Genomic DNA, 15710 nt, shown 5'->3' on the forward strand with positions numbered 1-15710 from the left:
GCTCGCTGGCAAGGAGTTGCAGGAAGCGAGTCATGGCTGCGACGCCGTCGATCATGCCTTCGTCCATGCAGATATCGATGACGTTGGCGCCGTTCTCTACCTGCTGGCGTGCGATGGCTACGCCTTCTTCGTACTTGCCTTCCTTGATCAGCTTCGCGAACTTCGGCGAACCGGCAACGTTGGTGCGTTCGCCGAGCATGATGAAAACACCAGGCTGTTGCGTGAATGGTTGCGATCCAGAGAGGCGCAGGGGACGTTGTTCGATCATTGTGCGCCTGCCAGTTCCAATGCGTATTCACGCGGGTACTTGCCGTCGAGGGCTTTCGCAATGGCGGCGATGTGTTCCGGTGTGTTGCCGCAGCATCCGCCTGCAATGTTGATGAGGCCGTTCTTTGCGAAGTCTCCGAGAAAGCGCGCCATATCTTCCGGCTCCAGATCGAAGCCGGTGGGCGACAGGGGATTTGGCAGCCCAGCATTCGGATAAGCGCTGATGGCGGTGTGTGCCTTAGCCGCGAGTTCGCTGAGGAACGGGAACATCAGATCCGGGCCGATAGAGCAGTTCAGACCCACGGACAGTGGGTTTACGTGGCTTACGGCATTCCAGAATGCTTCTACGGTCTGCGCGGAGATCATCGTCTCGCCACCGCGGCCTACTGCTGCGGAGATCATTACGGGGAGTTCGACTTTGTCTTCGTCAAAGACTTCGCGGATGGCCACGAGTGCGGCCTTCGCATTGAGTGAATCGAAGATCGTTTCCACGAGCAGAGTGTCAACTTTGCCCGCAATCAGGGCTCGCGTCTGCAGCTTGTACGCTTCGCGGACCTGATCGAAGGTGACGACGCGAAAGCCGGGATCGTCGGCGTCCGGAGAGTTGGAAAGCGAGACTGTCAGTGGTCCGATGGCACCTGCAACGAAACGCTGACGGCCTGTATCGCTGGCCACATTGTCAGCCCATTCACGGCACTGCAGCGCGGAGACTTCGTTGATCTCCCATGCGAGATCGTTGAGGAACTTATTTTCAAGGATCTGTTGATAAAACTCAGGATCCTTACGGCCGCCGTGTTCGCGCGGATCGTCCACGAAGAATTCGCTCTGGGCGATGCCGGTAGCGGAAAACGTATTCGTTTCTACAATGTCTGCGCCTGCAACCAGGAAGCGGCGATGGATGTCGCAGATCATCTTCGGCTGCGTGAGTGAGAAGAGGTCGCCGTTATTCAGCAGGTCTTTCGGGGCATCTTTAAAGCGTTCACCGCGCATGTCGGCTTCCGTCATCCCGTAGGTACGGATGGTAGTGCCCATGGCGCCATCAATGATGGCGATGCGCTCCTGAAGGACTTTACGCAATGGATGCTGGTTGCTGCTGGAAAACATGGTAAGGATTCGATGATACCGGAGTGCAAAGGGACGCGTATGTGGGCCTTTCGTTTCTGGCAGCGGCTTTGTACACTGAAGCTGCACCGTCGCTGGACGCATCTTCTCGTCGCGTAAGGAGGCGAGCGGGGCAATGTTATTTCGATATGCCGCTGATTCCTGAAACTCCGACCAAAAATATTCTGCATATCTGCTCGCGTGAGACGTTACGTCCCCTGCGTGACCAGATTCTTCGACTTTCGGGTTTTGACGTGGATTCCACGCTTTCTACCGCAGAAGGTCTTTCCATGTTCTGGAGCAAGCAGTACGATCTGGTGCTAATCGATGTCGAGGGAGAGCAGAAGATAAAGGCTGCCGAAGCAATGTGCTCCGAAATCAAGACAGGGCAGCCGGAGCAGATTGTGGCATTCGTTTGCAATTGGCGTGTTGCGGTGATGACCGATTGCCCGGACGAAATCCTTCGCACGGAGTTTGATCCGCAACGGTTTGTATCGGGTGTTCGCACGATCCTGTCTCACTCTGAGAAGTAGGCGGCTCACTCCCAACCTCACTGGAGTTGCCGAACTGATGATTCCGCGTCTGTAAAGAACGGAACTGCTTCAGTATCAAGCCTTTTGAATCAATAGGCGGAAATAGATCTACGTCCTTGGTTGCACAGTGCCCGGCGCATTGATATAAAGAAGCAACATCCTTTTCTGCAATGGCATCACGCAGATTCGGATTTCATGAAGAGTGGCTGAGGGACGAGCCCTGCGACGCCACGACAACCGGACGAAGCTGTACCGGTGTCAACTCTCTCCTGGGGAACCGGGGAACATGAGATTCGGGATACAGCTTCTCCGCACCTTGGTCGGACCAGCAGTATGACCGTCTAATCAGACTTCCTTCCGCGCGGCGTCGTCCATCGCCATGGAACGCGCCAAATCCAAAGAGAGCGTCGCATGCAGTGTCTTTCTTCCACACTTGGAAGAGGGTTCTATGTCGTCTGCGTGTACACCGTATGAGCTTTACTCGAAGGAATCGGGCAAGAGCTATGGCAACCAGCCGCTGAGCATCTGCGACGAGTCGTTTACTCCGCTGGAAGTGCGCTACGACCTTGAGGCTGCAAAGCCGCTGTTCACGAAGAAGATTGTCGAAGCAGGCCCGGATAACATGTGGCGTTATCGTTCACTGCTACCCATTCCTGAGGGATTTGAGCCTGATCTGCCGGTTGGATTCACGCCGCTGGTGCGCGCGAAGAACCTGGGTAAACGCCTTGGTTCACAGAACCTGTATGTGAAGAACGATGCCGTATGCTTTCCCACGCTGAGCTTTAAGGATCGCGTGGTGGCCGTTGCCTTGGCGAATGCACGCGCGTTTGGCTTTGACGTGGTCGGCTGTTCATCCACGGGCAATCTGGCGAACTCAGTGGCAGCGCAGTCGGCACGGCTTGGCATGAAGGCTTGCATCCTGGTTCCTGCTGATCTTGAGCCTGCAAAGATTCTGAACACGCTGATCTACGGTGCGCGTCTGGTGCGCATTGACGGCAACTATGACCACGTAAATCGTCTGTGCAGCCTGATTGCCGACCAGTACAACTGGGGCTTTGTAAACGTGAATCTGCGTCCTTACTACGCAGAGGGTTCGAAGTCGGTGGGCTTTGAAATCGCTGAGCAGCTGGGTTGGAAGCTTCCGGATAACGTTGTGGTTCCGATGGCCGGTGGATCGCTGATCCGCAAGATCAAGAAGGCGTTTGATGAGTTGGTCTACCTTGGCCTGGTGGAGAAGAAGCATGTCCGCTTCTTTGGTGCACAGGCAACAGGATGCTCGCCTATTGCGCAGGCCGTGAAGAACAACACAGAGACGATCACACCGCAGAAGCCTTCGACGATTGCGCGTTCGTTGGCGATTGGTAATCCTGCGGATGGTCCATTTGCATCGCGCATGATTCGCGAGACAGGTGGATGGGCTGAGGATGTTTCTGACATCGAAGTCGTCAGCGGCATCCAGGAGCTTGCAGAGACAGAAGGCATCTTTACGGAGACAGCAGGTGGCGTTACGACTGCTGTAACCGCGAAGCTGATTGCGCAGGGACGTATTGCGGCAGATGAACTGACTGTCGTCTGCATCACGGGCAACGGCCTGAAGACGACCGATTGCGTTGCAGATCGCTTTACGCTGGGCCGTGCGGTGCGTCCGCGCCTTGCGGACTTTGAAGAGTACATCAATGAGCTGGACGGAGTTGCTGCATCTGCTGCAGAGCCGGAACTGGCGCTTGCAGGAGGAAACTAAGTTGGCAATTCGAGTAATGCTTCCAGCCGCCTTTGCGCGGCATACAGAAGGAACCAAGCAGGTGCAGTCTGAGGCAGCCACGCTGCCCGCGCTGGTGGATGATCTGGGAGCGAAGTTTCCGGAGCTGGGCGCGCACATCAAGGACGAAGACGGCACGCTGCGTAAATTCATCAACGTGTATGTGAACGATGAAGACATCCGCTTCCTGGGCGGTGACACGTACCAGTTTCAGGATCGCGATGAAGTTATGTTCATCCCTTCCATCGCTGGTGGCTGCAGGTAGCATCTCTTTCTTCAGACAGAAACGGGAGCCATTGGGCTCCCGTTTTCTTTTTGGGCAACTTGCGTCGGACTTAGACGCCGTGCATCAGCAGGACGATCAGAACAATGATGGCCAGCAGACCGAGTCCGCCGCTAGGATAGTAGCCCCAACCACGGCTATAGGGAAGGATGGGGGAGGTGCCGAATGCGAGCAGAAGAAGAATGATGAGAAGAATCAACATGGGGGAAGTCTCCTTTCAAAATCGTGTGCGCAAGTTGCGCGACAGGAGACTAGATGCGTGGCGATTTGATTTGCGTTTGCTGGCAGCATGCAATTTGATTTTGTGAACATGGCAGACAACCACAACGATTCCTTCTGCCTCTATTGCAGGTGTCAACTCCGTGAATGATATGCGGGGTAAGGAAAGGGGCTTATGTTTCTTGCGATTGCAGGTGTTCTGTTTTTGATCTGGCTGTTGGGCGAAATCTTCACGCATGGTGCGAGTCTGGCGATTCATATCCTGGCCATTGTGTGGGTGATTTCGTTGATTGGTGGCCTGTTTAGCAGCAAGAAGTGATGCGGCGAGAGACATAGAAAAGGGGCCGACATTCGTCGGCCCCTTTCTGATTGCTGTTCCTGATTACTGCCGCGCTTCCGTAGCAGGGTGAAGCGTGTTTGGTGGAGGCATCTTCGGATTGAGTGCTTCCGGCTTCTCGTCTTCCAGCTTGGGCAATGCGCCTTCCAGGGCAAGCTTCAGGACGTCGTCCATTTCCGCGACGAAGTGCAGCTTCATCTCATCCTTGATGAGTTGAGGCAGCTCGGCGTAGTCCTTTTCGTTGTCCTTTGGCATGACGGCTTCACGGATACCCGCACGATGGGCTGCCAGCAGCTTCTCTTTCAATCCACCGATCGGCAACACCTTACCGCGCAGCGTGACTTCGCCGGTCATGGCGATGTCGCGACGTACAGGAATCATGGTCAGCGCAGAGGTGAGCGCCGTGGCCAGCGTGATGCCAGCGGACGGGCCATCCTTGGGGATAGCGCCTTCCGGAACGTGTACGTGGATGTCGATGTTGCGATAGAAGTCCTTGGGTAGGCCGAGGTGCTGCGCACGCGAACGTACGTAGCTTAGCGCAGCCTGAGCCGACTCCTGCATCACATCGCCAAGCTGGCCGGTGGTGGTCAGCTTGCCCTTACCATCCAGAACCTGTACTTCGGTCTGTAGGATGCTGCCGCCTACTTCTGTCCACGCCAGGCCGGTGACGAGACCGACTTCGCTCTTCTCCTGCATGAACGAATCGCGGAACTTCTGTGGGCCGAGGTAGTCGGCGATATTCTCCGCAGTGATGGATTCCTTCTTGTGCTTTGTGCCTTCCTTCACCACGCGACGGACCGCCTTGCGGCAGACGTTGCCAATCTCGCGTTCCAGATTACGGACGCCAGCCTCGCGGGTATAGCTGCGGATAAGCTCCTTCAGCCCCTCTTCCGTGAACTCGATGTTGTCCGCCGTCAGGCCGGTGGCTTCCATCTGCTTCTTCACCAGGTAGTGCTTGGCAATCTCCAGCTTTTCGACCTCTGTGTAGCCGTGCAGACGCAAAATCTCCATACGGTCCTGCAGCGGGCCGGGGATCGTATGCAGCACGTTTGCGGTGGCTACAAAAAGTACCTGCGACAGGTCATATTCCACGTCGAGGTAGTGGTCCTGGAATGTGGCGTTCTGCTCTGGATCAAGAACTTCAAGCAGCGCCGCGGACGGATCACCACGGAAGTCGCTGGCCATCTTGTCGACCTCGTCGAGCATGATGACGGGATTCTTCGTTCCAGCTTTCTTCATCGACTGGATGATCTGGCCGGGCAGGGAACCGATGTACGTACGACGATGACCGCGGATCTCGGCTTCATCGCGCACGCCGCCAAGGGACATGCGGACGAACTTGCGTCCGGTGGCCTTGGCAATGCTCATGCCGAGCGATGTCTTACCGACGCCCGGAGGTCCGACGAAGCACAGAATCGAGCCCTTAGGATTCTTCACTAACTGTCGTACTGCGAGGAATTCAAGGATGCGGTCCTTGATCTTCGGCAGACCGTAGTGGTCTTCGTTCAGGATGGTCTCCGCGTGTTCAATGTTGCGGATGTCCTTGGACTTCTTCTTCCACGGCACGGCCAGCAGCCAGTCCAGATAGTTGCGGCTGACAGTGGACTCTGCCGACATGGGTGGCATGGCTTCCAGCTTCTTCAACTCCTGGATGGCCTTGTCAAAGGCTTCCTTCGGCATGCCGGCGGCTTCAATCTTCTTTTTCAGCTCGTCCCACTCGGATTTTTCGCCGCGGCCCAGTTCCTTCTGGATGGCCTTGATCTTCTCGTTGAGGTAGTACTCTTTCTGCGCGCGCTCCATCTGCCGCTTCACGCGCGATTGCACGGTGCGATCCATGTTGAGCTTTTCAATTGCGATGTCGAGTACGTCGGCGATCTTGGAGAGGCGCTGCGCGGGGTCGAAGAGATCGAGCAGTTCCTGCTTCTCTTCAATGGAGAGCTGCAGGTTTGCTGCGATAACGTCTGCCAGCTTGGTGGGATCATCCGTGCGGACGCTGGCCACCATCGTCTCGTAATTGAGGCTCTGCTGCAGCTTCAGATGTTGCTCAAAGCGCTGTTGAACAAGCTGCATCAACTGCTCAATCTGCGGCGTGACAACGAGTTCTGTCTTACCGGTGCGCACCGTCGCGACGAAGAAACCGTCCTCGTCGTTCAGTTCCATGGTGCGTGCGCGTTCTACGCCTTCCACCAGGACCTTGATATTGCCGTCCGGCATCTTCACGGACTGCACAATATTGCCGATGGTGCCGGTCTCGTAGATGTCGTCAGAGGTGGGTTCGTCGATGCTAGCGTCGTGCTGCGTGGCGAGGAAGATTTTGCGGTCGCCCGTGAGTGCTTCATCCAGCGCACGTACGCTGGATTCGCGACCTACGACAAACGGGGTCATCATGTGGGGAAAGATGACCATGTCGCGGATGGGCATCATAGGGAGCTTACGTATTTCGCCGTGGGGCTGTTCAGTCTGTTTCGGCATGGGTCTCCCTCATTAGACGTTGCAACACCGCGCAGGATGCGCGTGTATGGGACGCTTCCGGTGATTGTACTGCCTTTGTGGTGTGCAAGTTCGCGCAGGAAATCACATACAAAACAGAACGCGGCGACCGATGTGGTCGCCGCGTTCTGTTTTTAGAAATCAGCCAGCTTTTTCAAGCGGGAGGGGCAGAGCGACGGTACGGTTCTTCACCATTTCAGCCGTAATCTCCAGTTCCTTCACCTTCTTGTTCGTGGGAACGGTGTACATCAGGTCCAGCATCAGCTCTTCCAGAATCATGCGCAGACCGCGTGCGCCCACCTTGCGGTTCAGAGCCTCATGCGCAATGGCCTGTGCGGCTTCCGGGGTCCAGGTGACCTTGACACCTTCAAACTCGAATAGCTTTGCGTATTGCTTCAAAATGGCGTTGCGCGGACGGGTCAGGATGTCGATCAGCGCTGCTTCATCCAGTTCGTCCAGAATGCCCAGTACAGGCAGACGGCCAACAAACTCAGGGATCAGGCCATACTTCAGCAGATCCTGCGGTTCTGCCTGGCGTAGCATTTCTGTATCGCGCTGCGGACGGATCGGAGTAACTTCTGCTTCCTTGCCTTCGACCGTTGTCTTGAAGCCAAGCGCCTTCTTGCCAATACGGCGTGCGATTACCTTTTCCAGACCGACGAATGCGCCACCGCAGATGAACAGGATGTTCGTCGTATCGACGATGGTGAACTCCTGGTGTGGATGCTTACGGCCACCCTGCGGCGGAACGTTGGCAACGGTACCTTCCAGCATCTTCAGCAGCGCCTGCTGCACGCCTTCGCCGCTGACGTCACGGGTGATGGATGGGTTCTCGTCCTTGCGGCCAATCTTGTCGATTTCGTCGATGTAGATGATGCCCTGCTGCGCGCGGGTAACATCGCCGTCGGCAGCCTGCAGGAGCTTCAGGATGATGTTCTCTACGTCCTCACCCACGTAACCAGCTTCAGTCAGCGTGGTGGCGTCGACGATTGCAAAGGGAACATCCAGCATCTTGGCCAGCGTCTGTGCCAGCAGGGTTTTACCGCTGCCGGTAGGGCCAACAAGGAGAATGTTCGACTTGGCAAGCTCGACATCGTTACCGCGTGTGCGGTTCATCTGGATGCGCTTGTAGTGGTTGTAGACCGCTACAGCGAGCTTCTTCTTGGTGAGATCCTGGCCGATGACGTACTCATCGAGAAATGCCTTCACCTCATGCGGCTTCGGCAGATGGGCCGGGGCCGATCCAGGCGTGGTCTCCGCGCGGTCATCTTCCAGAATGGAGTTGCAAACAGCAACGCACTCGTCGCAGATGTACGCACGCGGGTAATCCGATGGGGAAGAGATCAGCTTCGCTACTGCATCCTGCGACTTGTGGCAGAACGAGCACCGTAGCGAGTCGTCAGTACCCTTGGAAGTCTTCATCGAGTCGAGAACTCCTTGCCAGGGGAAATAGCACCTGACAGAAATTCAGTTTACACCCCGTCCACAAAGCGCGCGGGGGCCTCATTTACCTGTCCTGACGCCATTTCGAACGAGAAATCCACACATTTCCGGTAGCTTAGGCACCAGAAACCGTAGTGAATCCTCGGCATGGGAGCCGGCGTCCAATAAAAGTGCCCGGAACCAAACTACGTCATTTCACGTATCTGTCCGGGTGCATAAGAGGTCGAAGAAATTGAAGCGAATCAAGGGACTACTTGCTGTTCTGATGTTGACCGCCGTAACCAGCGCCCACGCGGTGCCGCGCGTTGGTGACGATGCGGTGGTGAAGCAGCTTGTCGATAACTTCCTGAAGGCAGAGCAGAGCTACGATGCGACGTCACTGGCGCGCATGATTAGCGAAAGTTACGTGGAAGTATCGCCTGCAGGCGAAGTGGATGAACATGATCGCTTTTTGAGCTTCTACGCGCCCGAAAAGAAGACAGATTGGCCTCCCATGTCCACCAGCGACATTAGCGTGCGCATGTTTGGCGATACTGCGATTGAGATTGTGAAGTTCACGTACCAGATGCCGCAGCCGGACGGTGGTACTCGTTCCATGGAGATGCGCGGTTCATTTATTGCGCAGCGAGAGAACGGTACCTGGAAGCTGTTGGGCGCACATTACACGGGTATTCGGACACCGCATTCGAAGTCGTAACCACCGCACTTCGTATAGTGAATACATGTATTTACCGCCCCATTTTGAGATGCGGGATCTGCCTGCAATCCATGAGGCCATGGAAGCAGTCGGTCTTGCGAACCTGGTGACGTGGAATGGGACGGAGCTGCTTGCGACGCCGTTGCCATTGATTCTTGTGGGCGACGAGGGCGAGTTTGGAACGCTCTACGGGCATCTGGCGAAGGCAAATCTGCAAGGAAGCGCTCCGGTAGTCGGAGAAGCTCTCGCACTGTTTTCTGGAGTGGACGCTTACATTACGCCAAGTTGGTATGCCACCAAGCAGGAGACGGGCAAGGTGGTGCCCACCTGGAATTACGAAACCATTCATGCCTACGGTGCGCCGGAGTTTTTTCAGGACGAGGCGCGTCTGCTGGATCTGGTGACGCGGCTGACGCAACACCATGAAAGCAGGATCGGTGGCGAGTGGCAGGTGAGTGATGCACCTGAGGATTTCATCCGCAGCCAGTTGCGCGGCATTGTTGGTTTCCGTATGGCGATTACACGGCTGCAGGGGAAGCGCAAAATGAGTCAGAATCGTCCACTTGCTGACCGCGAGGGCGTAGCCGCAGGGTTGCGGCAACAGGGCAGGGATGATGTTGCTGACTTTATTCCTTTGAGCAAATAAGAAGGCCCGGCAATTGCCGGGCCTCTTCGTTTCTGCGATCTAAACTACGACCGCGGACGCGTGATGATGTCGTCGATCAAGCCGTAGTCCTTGGCCTGATCCGCGCCCATGGTGAAGTCACGGTCGGTATCGCGTTCGATCTGGTCGAAGCTCTGGCCGGTGTGCTCCGCCATGATCTTGTTCATGCGCTCGCGCAGACGCAGAATCTCGCGTGCGTGAATGTCGATCTCAGTGGCCTGACCCTGAATGCCGTGACCCATGATCAGCGGCTGATGGATGAGGATGCGCGAGTTCGGCAGAGCGAAACGCTTACCCTTCTTACCAGCCATCAGCAGAAAGGCGCCCATGCTGGCGGCCTGGCCGATGCACAGCGTGGAAACATCGTTCTTGATGTACTGCATGGTGTCGTAGATGGCCATGCCTGCGCTGACCGATCCACCCGGAGAGTTGATGTAAAGCTGGATGTCCTTTTCCGGATCTTCACCGGACAGGAAGAGCAACTGCGCAATGATCAGGTTTGCAACGTTGTCATCGATCGGAGTTCCCAGAAAGATGATGTTGTCGCGCAGCAGACGGCTGTAAATGTCATAGGAGCGTTCGCCCCGGCTCGTCTGCTCGAGCACCATTGGAATCAGACCCATTATCTCCTCGTTTCCGTTGTTGCTCTTGATGCTTCGCGAGTCACATCGACTCACGCTTCGCCGCATTTCGCTGCGTGCCAAAATGCGTGTCCATAGAATAACGGCTTTAGCCGCTGAGGGAATCTTCCCGCAGTTGCTAAAGCCGTTTTCTTTTAAATCAGGTTAAGCCAGCTTTTCGTACAGAGCGGTCGCAGTGGCTTCGCGACGCATCTGCTCACGCATACGCTGCAGCGAACCATCCTGCGTCATCTGCTGACGAAGAACGTCCTGCGGCTGACGCGTCTGGAAGCTGAGGATCATCAGCTCGCGCTCCACGTCGTCTTCCTTCACCTGCACATTGGTCGCTTCTGCGATCTTGTCCAGGATGAGCGATGCCTTCACTTCCTTGATGGCTTCATCACGCTGTGCAGCGCGCAGGCTGTTGAAGTCCAGCTGCTGCATCTGCTCACGCGTCATGCCCTGCTGGGCAAGTGCGCGCAGGCCGCGATCCAGGCGAACGTCGATCTGCTGCTGGATGAACGCTTCGGGAACGGGGAAGGTGAACTTCTCAACCAGGGCGTCAACCAGCTTGCCCTTGTCTTCGTTCTCCGCATTCTGCTTCTTGCCTGCCGTTGCGTTCTCACGAAGGCCGGTCAGGAAGGCATCCCAGGTCTCGTAATCGCCAAGCTGCTTCGCGAATTCGTCGTTCTTCTCAGGGTAGACCTTGCGCTTGATGGACTTCAGCGTGACGCTGTAGTCGATCGTGAGGCCAGCCAGGCGAACATCGCCGAAGTCGCTGGGGTAGTTCACTTCCAGCTCAAACTCCGCGCCGACCTTCTTGCCGCGCAGGGCATCGCTGAAAGCGGGCAGGGTGTTCTTGCCGCCGATCTCCACCAGAACGTCTTCGCCGTCGATCTCGTCGGCTTCCTGCACGGTGGTGTCGCCTTCAGGCTTGCGGCGAACGCCCTTGAAGCTGATCTCGGCCCAGTCACCATCGACCAGTTCACGATCCTCTTCCACCGGCTCGATGGTGGCGTGTGCGTCGAGAACGCGATCCAGCTCGATATCGAATTCCTGCTCAGTCAGCTCAGGAGAGGACTTGCTGACAGTCACCGTCTCGTATCCGCTGATAGCGAAGCCGGGCATGACTTCAAACTGTGCACGGAAGCGCAGCGGCTGGCCTTCGTTCAGGTTCAGCTCAACGATCTGCGGCTGAGAAACGGGACTCAGACCCTTGGACTCCATCTCGGTGCGGAAACGATCCTGCACCAGCATGTCCATGACTTCCTGGCGGAGCTCACGGGCAAAGCGGTTGCGGATGGTCGCCTCAGGCACTTTGCCCGGACGGAAGCCGGGGATGCGGGCGAGCTTCTGGTAACGCTTCACCACTTTGCCGAAGGCCTTGTCCACATCGTTGGCCGGAACTTCGACGCTGATTTCCTTGGTCAGCTCGGGGTTCAGCGCGGGGCCATGGGTGTGGTTGTGACCGGCGTGATCGTGGTCATGCGTGTGCTGTTCTGCCGTCTCCACGGGGGTGGTCTCGGCCACTGCTTCTACTGTCTCGTTCGGAGTCAAAATCGGTGCCTTCTGGATGAGTCTCTGCGGCGTGCTGCGGCGGTGTGGCCGCGTGCGGATTTGCCGTCATCCATCATGGTACGGACAGTGACGAAGAGGGTCAAACGCGGTTGCGTTTAATTGCTTGTTGGGGAGTAAGAATTGTTCGGCGCCACCTGAATTCTCAGGTGCCACTGTAGGGTTTCGCCCGGTCCTACGACCGTCCTGGCTCCGTCTGGCCCCTCAGTGCTAAAGGTTACGGAAACCGCATTCCCATCCTGAGGGACATCCACCCGGAAATTCCGAATGCTGGGCGTAAGCGCCATCAACCGTAAGGTGTACGCGTCCGCCAGGTTGTGGAGCCGCAGCTCAGGGCCAGCGCTCAAATAGGAGTACTTCAGGCCTTGCCACGTCCGATGGAAATTCGGCGTAGCGAGTGAAATTTCCGAGGCTTTGTCTGCAATTTCAGCAGTTTCCGGCGGGGTAATGTGCAGGCTGCTCAGCCCCTTTGCAGGAATGGCAAACTGCGCTGTCCAGGAAAGCACCATCGACTTTGCTTCGCCAGAGGCATTTTTTGCTGTGATCGAAAGGTCGTAGCCGCGGTCCGAGATGGTTGCCGACACTTTCGTCTGAACACCGGACGGAGGTGGCGCAATCCCGTCCGGGCCTGGCGCCGGAGCGGCCGCGAAATCGCCACTGGCACCGGCGCCGCCAGGTGTCATGTCATTGCGGGCGTCCTGGGCTGGCTGAGTACCCAGAATTTCCTGCCCCTCGGAGGCACCCGTCACGGGGAAGACCTTCAAGGAAATAGGTGAGTATTTCAACGATGCTTTGGGCGCTCCCGTGTTGGGCTGCAACATCGGCCCCATGGAAGTAATGGGGGTTCCCACAAGCAGATCCTGCGGATCGCGCCCCGGAAGATCCAGTGACAGCTGCAGAATCCCCATGCCTACACCGGGCATTACCGTAAGACCAACGAACTGTGGTGTGACTCCGGAAGCGGGTGAGATGCGGTGGACTTCTATGACGTCCTGTCCGCCGGGACGGGGTAACACTGCGTTATCCGGGGGGACTTCAACGGTGCTGAGTTTGTGAAGTCTTCCATGCAGATGCGCTACCCAGACAATGCCGAGGACACCGAGTACAACCGCAAGGATTAGAGCTGTCAAAAGGCCGGAACTGGCCAGGCTAAATCGCTTTTTGCGCTTTCGTTCGCCGCCGTAGGAACTGCTCACAGTATTCCTTTGCTCTGGGGATGCGCCGCGTTTCTTGAAGGCTCCGGACGCGGGCGTGTCACCAATCACGCTACCATCATGTGGTCTGCCATGCCATCCAAGCTCCAGAAGCCCGTACGTTCCAGCCGTTCCGCTGCCGCCGATTTCACCGTTTTGAATGAACAGATTGTTTCCTGCGCACGCTGCCCTCGTTTGCGGGAATACTGCACCGCGTTAGGCGAAACGAAACGACGCGCTTACATGGACTGGGATTACTGGGCGCGCCCGGTGCCTGGGTTTGGTGACGCGAATGCGCGCGTTCTGATTGTGGGACTTGCGCCGGGAGCGCATGGAGCGAATCGCACGGGACGCCCGTTTACCGGCGATGGCGCGGGTTATTTCATGTATCCCGTGCTGTATGAGACGGGATTCGCCACTCAGCCAGATGCAACATCGCGGAACGACGGTTTGAAGCTCCGCGGATGCAGAATCTGTTCGATCTGCCGTTGCGCGCCACCAGGAGACAAGCCGACGCCGCAGGAGATTCGCAATTGTGCGCCATTTCTGGCAACAGAGATTCAGACGTTGCGTAAATTACGCGTCGTTGTGGCTCTTGGACGGATTGCGTTTGATGGCTATCTGAACTTTCTGATCGCGCAGGGAGTCATCACGTCACGTCGCGAGTATGGCTTTGCTCATGGTGCGGAACACAAGCTGCCGAATGGCATTACATTGCTTGCCAGTTATCATCCTTCGCTTCGCAACACGAATACCGGAAGGCTGGATAAGGCGATGTTCACGCGCATTTTTGTGCGTGCACGCGAGCTTGCGGGGCTTTCATGATCCGTTGCCAGAACAACCTGTGCCATCGGTTGTTCATCACACGATAAAGGAACGGATATTCACGAATTTTGCTGCAATCGGATGTGTGCAGTGCAGCAGACAAAAAGGGAAGAGAGGCACTTTCGACCATGAACAATAAGAGTTTCTGGGCAGCCTTCATCACCGGTCTTACTGTGGGCGCAGTGGTGGCCTTGGTATACGCGCCGCATGACGGGAAGACCACGCGTAAAAAGATTGGCCGCGCGTACGACGATGCGGAAGATGCATTGGAAGATGCGACAGACTATGTGAAGGACAGGGCAGAGCGGCTGTCCAAAGAAGCATCGCACGCCTACAAGAAGGGCGTGAAGCAGCTGGATCAGGTGTATTCCAAGGCATCCGACGCATTGAACGATGTCTACGGGGAGGCGAAGGAACGGCTCGCGTCAGCCGCAGATGCGGCGATTGATGGTGTCGAATCCGCGTCGAAGAAGGTTCGCGCCCTGGTGTAGTTCCTGTTGATTTAACGCAAGTGCAATCGAGCCCATCGCTTCGGCGGGGCTCGATTGCTTTTGAATCGATTCGGACTCTCTGTTAATCTCATAGATACGCATGCGCGCTTGTTGTCAATGCCGCAACTGTTGTCCGGCCTGCCCCGTGGCCGTGTGTTGTCGCGCGCGATAGATTTCCCCTTCTCGCTGGAACGCATCACCCCCACACTCAAAGCACTGAATCGCACGGTTTCGCCGCGCATATTTCTTGTCACACAGGAATTCAATGGGAACAGCTTCACTGGTATCGCCACAGGCTTCCGCACCACCGCAATCGCCGCGGCTTAGTCATCTGCGCTTATTGGAGGCGGAAAGCATTCACATCCTGCGTGAAGTAGCCGCAGAGTTTGAAAAGCCGGTCATGCTGTACTCCATCGGTAAGGATTCGTCGGTCATGCTGCGGTTGGCGCAGAAGGCGTTCTATCCCGGTCCCATCCCTTTCCCCTTACTGCACATCGATACCGGTTACAAGTTTCACGAGATGCTTGAGTTTCGCGACAACATGGCGAAGAGCATTGGTGCAGAGTTGCTGGTTTGGCGCAATGAGCCTGCATTGGCTGCTGGAACAAATCCCATCGTGTTGGATACCAAACGCTGCTGCGGTCTGTTGAAGACGCAGGCATTGCTGGATGGCCTGAGCCACTATGGCTTCACGGCGGCTTTTGGCGGTGCTCGTCGTGATGAAGAGAAGTCTCGCGCCAAGGAACGCATTTATTCGTTCCGCGATAAGGCTGGTCAGTGGGACCCGAAGAACCAGCGGCCCGAGCTTTGGAACCTGTACAACTCGCGCATTCATCCGGGCGAAAGCATTCGCGTGTTCCCGCTCAGCAACTGGACAGAGATGGATGTGTGGCAGTACATCCACGAAGAAAACATTCCAGTGGTAGACCTGTACTTCGCGAAAGAGCGTCCCATGTATGTGCGTGGCGATGCGCTGCTGCCCATTGAGCAGGACTTCGTTGCACGACCGGGTGAGAAGCCGCAGATGGTGAAGTGCCGCCTGCGTTCGCTGGGTTGCAGCCCATGCACTGGTGCCATTCGCAGCGAGGCTGACACGATCCCTAAGATCATCGAAGAGATTCTCGGCTTTAAATCGTCGGAACGCGCAAATCGCGTGATTGACCACGATCAGGAAGGTTCCATGGAGATCAAGAAGCGCGAGGGGTATTTCTAA

General features: G+C 56.5%; 18 protein-coding genes and 1 riboswitch. Of the genes, 10 read left to right on the forward strand and 8 right to left on the reverse strand.

The genetic code is table 11. The features are described from left to right. Together JAO32_RS11235 and JAO32_RS11240 are read right to left on the reverse strand one after the other, a co-directional pair. Positions 1 to 268, reverse strand: a 268-nt coding sequence (locus JAO32_RS11235; RefSeq protein ID WP_334240357.1) for a dihydropteroate synthase, incomplete at its 3' end; no start/stop codon positions are given. Further along, on the reverse strand, positions 265 to 1371 hold the full coding sequence (locus JAO32_RS11240) for a homocysteine S-methyltransferase family protein (protein ID WP_334240358.1): 1107 nt from the start codon (positions 1369 to 1371) through the stop codon (positions 265 to 267). The genes JAO32_RS11235 and JAO32_RS11240, both read right to left, overlap by 4 nt. Positions 1372 to 1517: 146 nt before the next feature. Here JAO32_RS11240 and JAO32_RS11245 point away from each other — a divergent pair, with 146 nt between their 5' ends. The 3 genes from JAO32_RS11245 to JAO32_RS11255 all read left to right on the forward strand — a co-directional run bounded on the left by JAO32_RS11245 (position 1518) and on the right by JAO32_RS11255 (position 3925). Continuing rightward, positions 1518 to 1901, forward strand: a complete 384-nt coding sequence (locus tag JAO32_RS11245; RefSeq protein WP_334240360.1) for a hypothetical protein — start codon at positions 1518 to 1520, stop codon at positions 1899 to 1901. 190 nt (positions 1902 to 2091) lie between these two features. After that, positions 2092 to 2194, forward strand: a riboswitch (SAM riboswitch). A gap of 155 nt (positions 2195 to 2349) precedes the next feature. Beyond that, on the forward strand, positions 2350 to 3642 hold the full coding sequence (gene thrC, locus JAO32_RS11250) for a threonine synthase (protein WP_334240362.1): 1293 nt from the start codon (positions 2350 to 2352) through the stop codon (positions 3640 to 3642). A 1-nt stretch (position 3643) separates the two neighbouring features. Continuing rightward, positions 3644 to 3925, forward strand: coding sequence for a MoaD/ThiS family protein (locus JAO32_RS11255; RefSeq protein ID WP_334240364.1), 282 nt, complete (start codon positions 3644 to 3646; stop codon positions 3923 to 3925). 70 nt (positions 3926 to 3995) lie between these two features. On the opposite strand, the gene JAO32_RS11260 is transcribed toward JAO32_RS11255, so the two are convergent. Beyond that, positions 3996 to 4145, reverse strand: coding sequence for a DUF3309 family protein (locus JAO32_RS11260; protein ID WP_083345151.1), 150 nt, complete (start codon positions 4143 to 4145; stop codon positions 3996 to 3998). A gap of 192 nt (positions 4146 to 4337) precedes the next feature. Here JAO32_RS11260 and JAO32_RS11265 point away from each other — a divergent pair, with 192 nt between their 5' ends. Further along, positions 4338 to 4481 carry a hypothetical protein gene (locus tag JAO32_RS11265; RefSeq protein WP_156785087.1) on the forward strand — a complete coding sequence of 48 codons (144 nt, stop codon included), beginning with the start codon at positions 4338 to 4340 and terminating at the stop codon, positions 4479 to 4481. A gap of 63 nt (positions 4482 to 4544) precedes the next feature. On the opposite strand, the gene lon is transcribed toward JAO32_RS11265, so the two are convergent. Continuing rightward, positions 4545 to 6971: an endopeptidase La gene (gene lon / locus JAO32_RS11270; protein ID WP_334240369.1), complete on the reverse strand. Its 2427-nt coding sequence runs from the start codon at positions 6969 to 6971 to the stop codon at positions 4545 to 4547. 159 nt (positions 6972 to 7130) lie between these two features. Then, a complete protein-coding gene (gene clpX / locus JAO32_RS11275; protein WP_334240372.1) occupies positions 7131 to 8411 on the reverse strand; it encodes an ATP-dependent Clp protease ATP-binding subunit ClpX in 1281 nt (426 codons plus the stop codon). 253 nt (positions 8412 to 8664) lie between these two features. On the opposite strand from clpX, the gene JAO32_RS11280 reads away from it, so the two are divergent. Beyond that, positions 8665 to 9129 (forward strand): nuclear transport factor 2 family protein, encoded by a 465-nt coding sequence (locus JAO32_RS11280; RefSeq protein WP_334240374.1) that lies wholly within the window; start codon positions 8665 to 8667, stop codon positions 9127 to 9129. Positions 9130 to 9154: 25 nt separating this feature from the next. After that, positions 9155 to 9775 carry an FMN-binding negative transcriptional regulator gene (locus tag JAO32_RS11285; RefSeq protein WP_334240376.1) on the forward strand — a complete coding sequence of 207 codons (621 nt, stop codon included), beginning with the start codon at positions 9155 to 9157 and terminating at the stop codon, positions 9773 to 9775. A gap of 44 nt (positions 9776 to 9819) precedes the next feature. Here JAO32_RS11285 and clpP read toward each other — a convergent pair whose 3' ends face one another. The 3 genes from clpP to JAO32_RS11300 all read right to left on the reverse strand — a co-directional run bounded on the left by clpP (position 9820) and on the right by JAO32_RS11300 (position 13184). Then, positions 9820 to 10416, reverse strand: a complete 597-nt coding sequence (gene clpP / locus JAO32_RS11290) for an ATP-dependent Clp endopeptidase proteolytic subunit ClpP (RefSeq protein ID WP_047488661.1) — start codon at positions 10414 to 10416, stop codon at positions 9820 to 9822. Between the two features lie 162 nt (positions 10417 to 10578). Next, positions 10579 to 11943, reverse strand: coding sequence for a trigger factor (gene tig / locus JAO32_RS11295; RefSeq protein WP_334240381.1), 1365 nt, complete (start codon positions 11941 to 11943; stop codon positions 10579 to 10581). A 143-nt stretch (positions 11944 to 12086) separates the two neighbouring features. Then, on the reverse strand, positions 12087 to 13184 hold the full coding sequence (locus tag JAO32_RS11300) for a hypothetical protein (RefSeq protein WP_334240383.1): 1098 nt from the start codon (positions 13182 to 13184) through the stop codon (positions 12087 to 12089). A 90-nt stretch (positions 13185 to 13274) separates the two neighbouring features. Here JAO32_RS11300 and JAO32_RS11305 point away from each other — a divergent pair, with 90 nt between their 5' ends. From JAO32_RS11305 to cysD, 4 genes are all read left to right on the forward strand, one after another. Further along, positions 13275 to 14006 carry a uracil-DNA glycosylase gene (locus JAO32_RS11305; RefSeq protein ID WP_334240385.1) on the forward strand — a complete coding sequence of 244 codons (732 nt, stop codon included), beginning with the start codon at positions 13275 to 13277 and terminating at the stop codon, positions 14004 to 14006. A gap of 128 nt (positions 14007 to 14134) precedes the next feature. After that, complete coding sequence (locus tag JAO32_RS11310) at positions 14135 to 14497, forward strand: YtxH domain-containing protein (RefSeq protein WP_334240387.1); 363 nt, start codon at positions 14135 to 14137, stop codon at positions 14495 to 14497. Positions 14498 to 14614: 117 nt separating this feature from the next. Beyond that, positions 14615 to 14824 (forward strand): hypothetical protein, encoded by a 210-nt coding sequence (locus JAO32_RS11315; RefSeq protein ID WP_334240389.1) that lies wholly within the window; start codon positions 14615 to 14617, stop codon positions 14822 to 14824. After that, complete coding sequence (cysD, locus tag JAO32_RS11320; RefSeq protein ID WP_334240391.1) at positions 14763 to 15710, forward strand: sulfate adenylyltransferase subunit CysD; 948 nt, start codon at positions 14763 to 14765, stop codon at positions 15708 to 15710. The genes JAO32_RS11315 and cysD overlap by 62 nt, the downstream gene beginning before the upstream one ends.

Origin of the sequence: Terriglobus sp. ADX1, assembly GCF_036877645.1 — a bacterium.
In the GTDB taxonomy this organism is placed as follows: domain Bacteria; phylum Acidobacteriota; class Terriglobia; order Terriglobales; family Acidobacteriaceae; genus Terriglobus.